Here is a 9,764-nt window from a genome sequence, read left to right on the forward strand (position 1 = left end):
TAGATATATATAAGAAAGGAGTGCTCCGCATGCTAAATTTTAATTTTTACAATCCCACACGCATTTTATTTGGAAAGGGTCGGCTTGACAGCATTGATCAAATGATCCCAGCCGATGCTCATGTTTTGATCACTTATGGAGGAGGCAGCGCGAAAAAGTACGGAACGCTGGATAAAGTAAAAAGTGCACTGGGAAACAGAAAGGTTCAGGAATTTGGCGGTATAGAACCGAATCCCCATTATGAGACTCTGGTAAAAGCTGCAGAGATTGTACGCCGGGAAGGTATTGATTTTCTGCTGGCCATCGGCGGTGGTTCCGTCATCGACGGAACAAAATTTATTGCACTTGCCGCTTCTTACAGCGGTGAGGCACTTGATCTTTTACGTTATGGTTTTACACCCATCGGTACAGACACTGTAAAAACAGCAATTCCAATCGGCACTGTACTGACACTACCCGCAACTGGCTCAGAAATGAACTGCGGCGGCGTGATTAGTTATGAACAAGGCAAGTACCCTGTCTTTAGCGAATTAGTCTTTCCCCGTTTTTCAGTATTGGACCCGACACTCACTTACACGCTCCCAAAAATTCAAGTAGCCAATGGCGTAATTGACGCCTTTGTGCATACGACGGAGCAATATATCACCTATCCTGTAGACGGCAGAATCCAAGACCGTATATCGGAAGGTATTTTGCAGACGTTGATTGAAATCGGTGAAACCACCATTGCGGAACCGGAAAATTACGATGCACGCGCCAACCTGGTCTGGAGCGCAACACTGGCACTGAATGGGTTAATCTGCGCAGGTGTCCCTCAAGATTGGGCCTCTCACATGGTCGGGCATGAATTGACCAGCTTATATGGCATCGATCATGGACAAACATTAGCCATCCTATTACCGTCATTGTTAGAAATACGCCGCGAACAAAAGCACGCGAAGCTTCTGCAGTATGCTACGCGCGTCTGGAATATAACGGAAGGAAGCGAAGATGACCGGATACATTCCGCTATACAAAAAACCAGGGAATTCTTTGAACGCCTTGGCGTAAAGACACGGCTGTCCGACTATAATATTGGCGAAGATCAGATACCGGTTATTGTTGAACAATTAAAAGCGCATGGCATGACAGCGCTCTCCGAAACCCAGGACCTTTCGCTGGACATAAGTCAAAAAATCTTAGAAAACGCACTATAAATTCCCTTCATCGTTTTATTGCTTCCCTCCGTCAGGCTTTGGTATTTCTACTCGTCTTACGGATTTTGGTTTGTACCAGCCGCCTCGAATACTTGCCAGTAATCAGGATACCCTCGCAACGGTAGCCGGCTTTCGCCATTTTCTGCTCTCTTAACATTGTTTCACCATTACAACCACCAGGGTTCGGGCAGTATTGGACTTTGTTTTGTGCGGCAAACTCGTCCGCCCTGCATATGCCTTATATGTAGTTTCTGTTCGTCAGACCAAGGATTTGCATTAGGCTTACTTCAGATTCCGCCGACGGCGGACACCCTTGCCCTCTGCTAACAGTTCCTACTGCCAAGCCTGTAGTGGACTTTCACCACCAAGTTATCGCCATTCGGGGCAAACCGCGAAAGGAGTTCTCAGCGTTAGAACGCTGGGAACTTCTTATTTACGGTATATATTGCAACGATTCCGTCTAAAATATAAGAAGTATAAATAATAGCCGAAATCTTATTGACCATAAAACGTGTTTCGGCTATAATATAGTAAATTTTATTTTTAGACGACGAGGTGATTTCATGAATTATATACACAGAGCAATGGAGGATACGTTTCTCCGTCTTAGCAAGGAGTTTCCAGCGTTGCTGCTCACCGGTCCAAGGCAGGTTGGCAAGACAACCATGCTTCAAAAACTAGCTGCGGAGGAGAACATAGGGCGGGAGTATGTGACACTGGATGATTTGACGGAGCGCCAAATGGCGAAGAACGACCCGAAGATGTTCCTGCAAATCCACAAGCCGCCGGTGTTTATCGATGAGGTACAGTATGCACCGGAGCTGTTTACCTATATCAAAATACATGTTGACCAGAACCGACGGGCCGGTGACTTTTGGTTGACTGGTTCGCAGGTATTCAAATTGATGGAGGGGATACAGGAGTCGCTGGCCGGACGTGTCTGCCTGCTTCATATGGCTCCCCTATCTCAGGCGGAAATCTACGGTGCTGCCACTGCACCTTTTGTACTGGATTTGGAGCAGCTGTCACAACGAATAAAGGAGCGCACGCCTATTGATACTCCTGCACTTTATGAGCGTATTTTCAGAGGCGGTATGCCTGCCCTTATCAGCGGGCAGTATAGCGATCATCGGACAGTTTATTCCAGCTACATCAGTACCTATATAGACCGGGATGTAAAAGAGCTTTCCGGTGCCATAGATTCGCTCAGGTTTATGGATTTCATCACGGCCGCCGCAGCCCTGTGCGGGCAGATGCTCAACTACAAGACCATTGCTGACGCTGCCGGTATTGACCAGATTACCGCCAAAAACTGGCTGGGGATTTTAGAGCGACTGGGCATCGTATTTTATCTTCACCCGTATTCCAACAATATGCTTAAACGCATGGTAACCAAGCCAAAGCTCTATTTCTATGACTGCGGGTTGGTGGCATACCTGACCAAATGGAGTAACAGTGATACCCTGATGAACGGTGCCATGAGTGGTGCGATTCTTGAGAATTTTGTGGTATCTGAGATTGTCAAGAGCTATCAGAACTGCGGCTGGGAAGCCTTTATTTACTACTATCGGGATAAGGATACTAAGGAGATTGATATTCTACTAGAGGGCAGCGGCAAGCTATACCCCATGGAAATCAAGAAAACTGCCACGCCTCAAAGCCAGCTCACTCGTGTGTTTGGTGTGATTGACAAGGCTACTTTGGAGCGTGGAACAGGGGCTGTGCTTTGTACGACTGATAGGTTGTCAGCATTTGACAGCCAGAATTTGATTGTGCCTATTTGGGGGATATAAGTCTTTCCCCGGTAATATTCAAGCTGCTCATGGTCATACTCTGAAACATAATCATATAAATGTCCGCTTTCTTCAACGCAGAAGCCTCGAGCTTTCTCAGCGACACTACGTACTCTTCGGCTAGAATGTTTTTCAAGCCATTTAGGGTCATCGCGGTCAAATGAATCAAGCACAAATATTATGCCATCATCTTCTTTATCCCAGCCTTTGTTGCGTGTTAATATATCGCAGCGCTTGAATGGCATAGGTATATCTACATAAGCATCAAAAGCACAACCGTTTTTAGTAATATCAGGGAATAGCTCATCTTGTTTGCGACTGCCAACAATCCGCACACAATCCAGATTATCGTCATTATTGAAAAACGCTGTCATACTATCGTCATCGTTGATAAATGATTTGGTCATTCTGATTACATGCACTCTATCACGCCGGTTTCCGTAATACTTTACGGCATCAGATAAAGCAGTTTCAAAATTATCAAAAACGTGATCTGGATCAGTGTAGGAACCCGACCAGTCATTATACCTGTAAACAGCACCTGCTTCTGTCTTTTTGAAAATTGTAAGCAAATGTTCTTCATAATCAATCCGCTCTGCTAGTTTTTTATGCAGGCTTTCATAACTACCGCCTTTATCGTTCACTGGCATCGGCATATCAGGGTACTCAGCTATTATTTTACGCCAGGCCGCATGCTTTTCAGCTATTGGGCGGTGGCTTCTGTCAATGAGGATCGCCATTTCAAACGGTGTCCAAACCTTGTTGATTTCACGGCAATGCTTGGCCACATCGCGCGAGTTGATATAGTTGTAAATATCCAAAACAACAAAAACTCCCTTCGTCTATATCCCAGGCCTTTCCTGACACTCATTTCATAAAACCTCAGGGCATATACTTGCCTTTCGTAAACATATGATCAGGACACAGACAGAGTGACGGTGGTACACCACCGTCACCTCGTTTCCCTAGATTTAGATTTTGTCATAAAATGAATCACCATAACCGGCTCTTTCACCATAGAAACGTAAATTATATGCCAAGTAAAAGATTATTTCACCAGCAGGCATGGAAATTCCTGTATCTGCATAACTTCCACGTGGTTTCAGGAGGCGCCAATCATAATCTGAATCACCTTCAGCCGGCACATACATTTCTCGAACATTATATTTATATAGGAAATAATGTGTCTTCACATCTGATATTTTAGTCTTTCCCATATCAGCATCAGGCACCCTTACGATGTTAACAGCAATAATATAAATCGGCGGCGTATATTGTTTCACGTTCAAAGAACTACGATCAACATAATACCCCGTTCCCTCATTTCCATCGCACAAGATGTAATTTGAATCTCCATTCAAATGCACTGGATAGGCAAATGCTACGGAAGCTAACATCATCATGATTACTCCCATAAAGGTAGATACTATTTTTCTCATAACTAATCTCCAACAGTTAAAGGCCGTTCTGCCACTTGACCTAATTACTATATTCCTTGCGATGGTTTTATTGGCTTTCAACCTCTGTAAGCCGTAGAAAAGGCAGACATAGCCGTGTATGCTGTACTTGTTCCTTTGGCGTCGGCGGACCAATTTTGTGCGCGGTCTGCTGCTATGCCGAGTTTTCCCGCTTCCATTACGGCATCCATATTTGCGCCAAAGAATACAAATTCCCACCCATACTTTTGCTTTTGGCGTTCTATCCGTGTTTTAATACACTCCGCCGAATACTCACGGCTTGCATTTTCCTGTCCGTCGGTGATAATGACAAACAGCACTTTCTCGGCGCGGTAATTCTCGGCGGTATGTTTCTGCGCCGCACGTATTTTGTGGATTGTCCCGCCTACCGCATCAAGCAGCGCGGTAGTTCCCCGGACTGTGTAATCCTTGTCAGTCAGCGGCGCAACCGCCCTTATATTGATTCTATCGTGGAGTAATTCGTATTTATCGTCAAACAATACAGTAGTCACGACTGCTTCTCCCTCAACCGCCTGCTGTTCTTTTAGCATTGCGTTGAAACCGCCGATGGTATCGCTTTCAAGCCCTCCCATTGAGCCGCTTCTGTCGATGATAAATACCAGTTCGGTTAAGCCTTTTTTCATGAGAAATCCCCCTCTTTTCGACTGTTTTCTCCATTATACAAAACCACCATGGACACATATTGGGGGTTTTAATAAAAAATCTGTCTTGATTTTGAAATATAAGCTTACATTTCAAAATCAAGACAGATTTGAAAAAATGTTGGTTTCTGGTGCCATAGGACAGAGAATATGATGTTATGGACACTTAACTGCTAGGACGCTGGAGGGAAGGATCTTTTTTAACACGTTTATGCGAAAAGTTGTCATTTAGTGAACGTCCCCGCCTGTCTCCCTTAACCACGGCTCAGGCTGTTGCGCTCTTGCGCAGCAAGGGTTTTGTGATTGTGGACGCGGAAGCCGGCGAAGTCGCGTAGCTATTCATTCTGTTTTTTTGACCGTTTGTCGACGGTTTATTTTGTTATGCCAATTTTTAAGGCTGGGTCCTAAATGACGTGTTTAAAACTAAAAACCCCCTGCTTGATATAATTTGGGCTTGGTTAAGCCTTTTGCTTAGATTATATCAAACAGGGGAGGACGGATATTGTCCATGTTAAAATGATTTTCTTTTTTTATTATGACACCTCTTCTGTTTTCGACTTTGCAAAAGATGTGAAATATTCCTTAAATATCGCTTTACCTTCTTTGGAAGTTATGTCCTCTTCCTGGAGTTTCCCAACTTTAATGGCTTTGCAGACTTTGATAAAAGCCATTCCTATCCCATATGTTATGATTCCGGCGGCTGACGCAGAAATGGCACCACCGATTAGAGAACCAATGCCAGGGATGAATTTGAAAAGATTAGTAAAAATAGCCCTTCCCAAAATGGCTACGCCGCCTACGCCTAGTGCTGCCATCACGAGAGTTTTTAACCCATCCTTTTTAATATCAATCTTAAAAATGACCGCTATGCTTGCCATAAGGGCAACTTGATTTCCAATCAAAATAGGCAAATCAGCAAAAGGTATAGGAATTGCTCCGATTCCAGCAGCTGTGGCTACGGCTACAGCTACAGCCTTTTTAGCAGCCTCAATCATTTTCTCCAGTTCTATTTCCCTATACCTTATATCATTAATCTTTGATTCAAACCTTGCATCATTTATAAGGACAAAGTCGATTTCAGGCTGTGCTTCTGCGTTTGTCAGCACCCCTTGTGGGTTCAGTGAATACCATGTTGAAGATGTGGCAGTAAAATAGTGGTTCGTATGTAATATAAGTAAGTCAGCGGCATTATCAGAAAGTAAAATATTCTTTTTCAACGTACAAATACTGCCGATGGAATGAGACCAAAGCTCATTCTCCACATTATGACCGCCGCGGCATATATATTTGAATCCATTCGTAAATATGCCATATGGATCAGAACTATGTTTAGCAGATATTTCACTGGTAACACGCAGCCTGTCGTGCCATGGAGGACTAAAAGGACTAAATAGTCCGCTTCCACCCCTAAGGTCTGCTTGAACACAGTCAAGTTCTTCTTTATCCGCAGGGATTTCTAATCCTAAATTATCGCAAGCCTTATAAACCCTCAGCGCACTACGGACGATATAACAACCGACTGTAAACGTAACAGCCGTCAACTCGCCTGGCAGTAATTCATCCGGTTCTAGTTGACATGAGTATGGATTCTCGCATTTATCTGTAAATACAGCAGCGTTTCCGTAGATTTTGTAAAGGTCTTCTTTATAATCTTTGCTAAGAAAAAAGCAACTGAACATCAATTCCGTTAATCCTTTTTTCAACAGAAATTCGCCTCCTTTTTAATTTGTTCAAAAATATAAATGAATTGGGACTTGTATGCGCACAAAGCTTTGTCCAAGATCGTCGGCCTAAGAATTTTAACTTAGAGGTTTTCACTGGTTTCAGTAGTTCGCTGTGCCATACTGTATTTCCGCATTTATCGGCCTATTCTCCCTGAAAAATCTCCAGTTACACCCATATTAATCTTGGAAAACAGCCCTCTCCTTCAAAAAGAAAATATTCTATATTGTCCAAAATGATGCACTTGTCTAAGTGCCGCTATGTAAATCACTGCCGGAATTGTAACGCGATACGCCGGACCAGCAATACCACGGCAGTCCAGGGTGCTGAAACCAAGGGGACAGGGAATTCGTTTCGGACTTTCAAAACCTATGTTGGCGATAGTCCTTCTATTCGCGCCATCACTCCCAATCGAAAAAATCCGGGTCCCCCATGTTTAGTAGCTACCTACCTAAACAGCGACTTTTTTTACAGTCTTAAATTAGGGTGCAGTTCAGAAGGAAGAATTCTGGATTTTTCTTATATCAGAAACAATTTGATTTGGTTGCAATAATAGCTATTATCCCCTCCACGCACCATCACTCTTGACGAAACAATATCCCCGTACCGCCGATGGTGTCACTTTCAAGCCCATCCATCGAGAAACTCTCGCATTTAGCTTGACAATTCGTCGGTATACCCCCCCTGCTTGATATAATTGGGGCTTGGTTAAGCCTTTGCCTGTATATATCAAACAGGGAGGGACTGATATTGTCCATGTAAAAAATGATTTTTAAGGTTAACTAAACGCTCTCTCTTCCTCGAATGAGCTTATCGAAGTTATTAAAAACAAACTCTTCTTTTACTTCTCGTATAAATTTTGCATCATTAAGCAAACGGTATATAGTAACAAGAAAACCTCCGACATCTAATTTCTTCAATGCTGCTTGGTTTCCCAAATACGATTCTATAGCCACCCTTAGAACATTACTGGCGGAAGAAATTAAGTTTGAGTACGTAATTACTTTTCGCGTACGCACCTCATAAAGTCTCCGCGATCCATCCCTTATGGGGTCATAGAATAAATAATGAATCATACCAATAATTACGTTGATTAACTCGGCGTATGCAACCTGTTTAGCAACGGTCAGTACATTTGCCATATCTATCCCATAATCGGCCAATGTATCGGCTATTTTAGGCGAAATTGTAGAAACAATGGGGAAAGGCAAACTCTTATGAGACCCTATATCAGACTTTAGATGGTAATATTCTTTAATAATGGAAGTGCCGATAATGCTCCTGCCTTTTGCTCCATTATTAAACAATTTATCCTTTGTATACGAGAGTACCAGATCAGTTTTTGCATGATTAGTTAGCTTGTCTATCTTGTTGCCACATTTATTTTCGCCAGTTTTAATATGATAAGACTGAAAGTTCCATGCGGTAAGTGTACTCGTTGCGATATTAGCCGTGCCAAAAATCCACCCCAGAATAGGGTCATGCCCTAATGTTTTTAAGCGATGCTCAGGGCCACCTATACCTGCCCCCATATCCGGCGAACCTTGTGTCGTATCAAATGGTACAGGGTTGGTTATTATTTCCTCTAAAGATGGGTTGTACCACCGATGTGATCGGTCTGAATGTTCATCATACGGCCCTTTGTCTGTTTTATTGTGGTCAACCCGGTCTGTAAATTTGGTTAATACAGCCCAGCGCACACATTGCAGAGCGGTTGCAAAAAACATGAAAGCCACATCGGTTTTATTCAAGCCGGTTTGAGACTCAAATTCCTCGTCCAAGTCTTCCAATATTTTTTTCGCATTATGCGCAACATCGGCCACCCGATTTGATTCTTTAGTGATAGTACGCATACCGTCGATGGTACGTGATGAACGTTCTATTATATTTTCCGTCCGTCTTTGTAATTCTTCACGTGTCATATGCACACCCTCACTTAGCAAAAGGTAGTGAAGTCAGCGTGGAAAGCTCACTCTTTAACACACTGACTTTCTCAGTGGATTTCTCGCTGTCTTTGGCCAATTCATATTCGTTAATCAACTTCAAATATTCGGCTATCAGTTGTAAAAATTCTTCACGTTCATTTTCATAAATCTTAGCTTTTTTAATAAATTCCTGCGCTTGCTTGCGAAGCTTTTCTTCATACTCACGAGAGGCTTTAACATACCCCGCTTTCATCCCTTCATGCCAGCCTTCTTTCTGCTTATTTTTGAAATTCCTCACGGCGGCCCATCCGACAGCTTCCGTTATAGCAACGGCGGTTGAAGCGTTAACGACGTTTCCCACTCCCGGCACCCAGCCCAAAAGGAGTTGAACCACGCCACGCCCAACAAAGGATGCAGCTAATGATTCTATGATGCCCTTTGCCATGCTGTCAGTTACTTTAACGCCGAAAACCAAGCCTAGCGATGTAATCATCGTAACTTGAATCGGCATAATAATCGTCGCGTCAGAAAGCGGCACTTGGGCAAGCCCCGCGCCTACGCTGCCGGCCGCTGTAGCAGCCGAATGGATAATCGCATTGCTCTTAATTTTCTCGTCCTGCGTCAGTTTCATTTTTTTGTCTACCTTGCCGCTAACCCTGTCACCGGTACCGTGATTATGTTGCAATGCAAAACCTTTAAGTGATTTCAACAACATCGACAATTCATCGCACCCTGTATTTTTATGTAAAGATATTGATTGAACTGCTAAGTCTTCACCAGTATTTATCCTAATTCTAAATTCGCCAAAGAAACCTTTAGTTGTGTAGGTTGAAACAATGTCAGCAAAGTTTATATAATATTTTGTAAACCCACAGTCGATATATATCCCATCTGTACAAAACACTATTCCATCTTTGGCGTTATCAAACAGCGTAAATGTGTAGATTGCCACAAATTTATCGAAATCGAAATAGGAGTCAAAATGCAAAAGATCTTTGCGCCGTTTTTC

The 9,764-nt window shown here is 43.2% G+C and carries 7 protein-coding genes; 2 read left to right on the plus strand and 5 right to left on the minus strand.

Going from position 1 to position 9,764, the window contains the following annotated elements; genetic code table 11:
* The coding region (locus tag VN379_RS18855; RefSeq protein ID WP_325536666.1) for an iron-containing alcohol dehydrogenase at window positions 1-1,196 on the plus strand (1,196 nt) is incomplete at its 5' end.
* A 563-nt stretch (window positions 1,197-1,759) separates the two neighbouring features.
* Window positions 1,760-2,989, plus strand: a complete 1,230-nt coding sequence (locus VN379_RS18860) for an ATP-binding protein (RefSeq protein ID WP_325536668.1) — start codon at window positions 1,760-1,762, stop codon at window positions 2,987-2,989.
* A 971-nt stretch (window positions 2,990-3,960) separates the two neighbouring features.
* Here VN379_RS18860 and VN379_RS18865 read toward each other — a convergent pair.
* The 5 genes from VN379_RS18865 to VN379_RS18885 form a co-directional block, all read right to left on the minus strand.
* Entirely contained in the window at window positions 3,961-4,428 is a 468-nt protein-coding gene (locus VN379_RS18865) for a hypothetical protein (protein WP_325536670.1), read from the minus strand.
* Window positions 4,429-4,505: 77 nt separating this feature from the next.
* Window positions 4,506-5,090: a VWA domain-containing protein gene (locus VN379_RS18870; RefSeq protein ID WP_325536672.1), complete on the minus strand. Its 585-nt coding sequence runs from the start codon at window positions 5,088-5,090 to the stop codon at window positions 4,506-4,508.
* 551 nt (window positions 5,091-5,641) lie between these two features.
* On the minus strand, window positions 5,642-6,811 hold the full coding sequence (locus VN379_RS18875) for a YcjF family protein (protein ID WP_325536674.1): 1,170 nt from the start codon (window positions 6,809-6,811) through the stop codon (window positions 5,642-5,644).
* Between the two features lie 801 nt (window positions 6,812-7,612).
* Window positions 7,613-8,752, minus strand: a complete 1,140-nt coding sequence (locus VN379_RS18880; protein ID WP_325536676.1) for a hypothetical protein — start codon at window positions 8,750-8,752, stop codon at window positions 7,613-7,615.
* A gap of 10 nt (window positions 8,753-8,762) precedes the next feature.
* Window positions 8,763-9,764: YcjF family protein (locus VN379_RS18885; RefSeq protein WP_414715018.1), on the minus strand; the 1,002-nt coding region annotated here is incomplete at its 5' end.

The sequence above is a fragment of the Sporomusa sp. genome (genome assembly GCF_035561255.1).
GTDB lineage: Bacteria > Bacillota > Negativicutes > Sporomusales > Sporomusaceae > Sporomusa.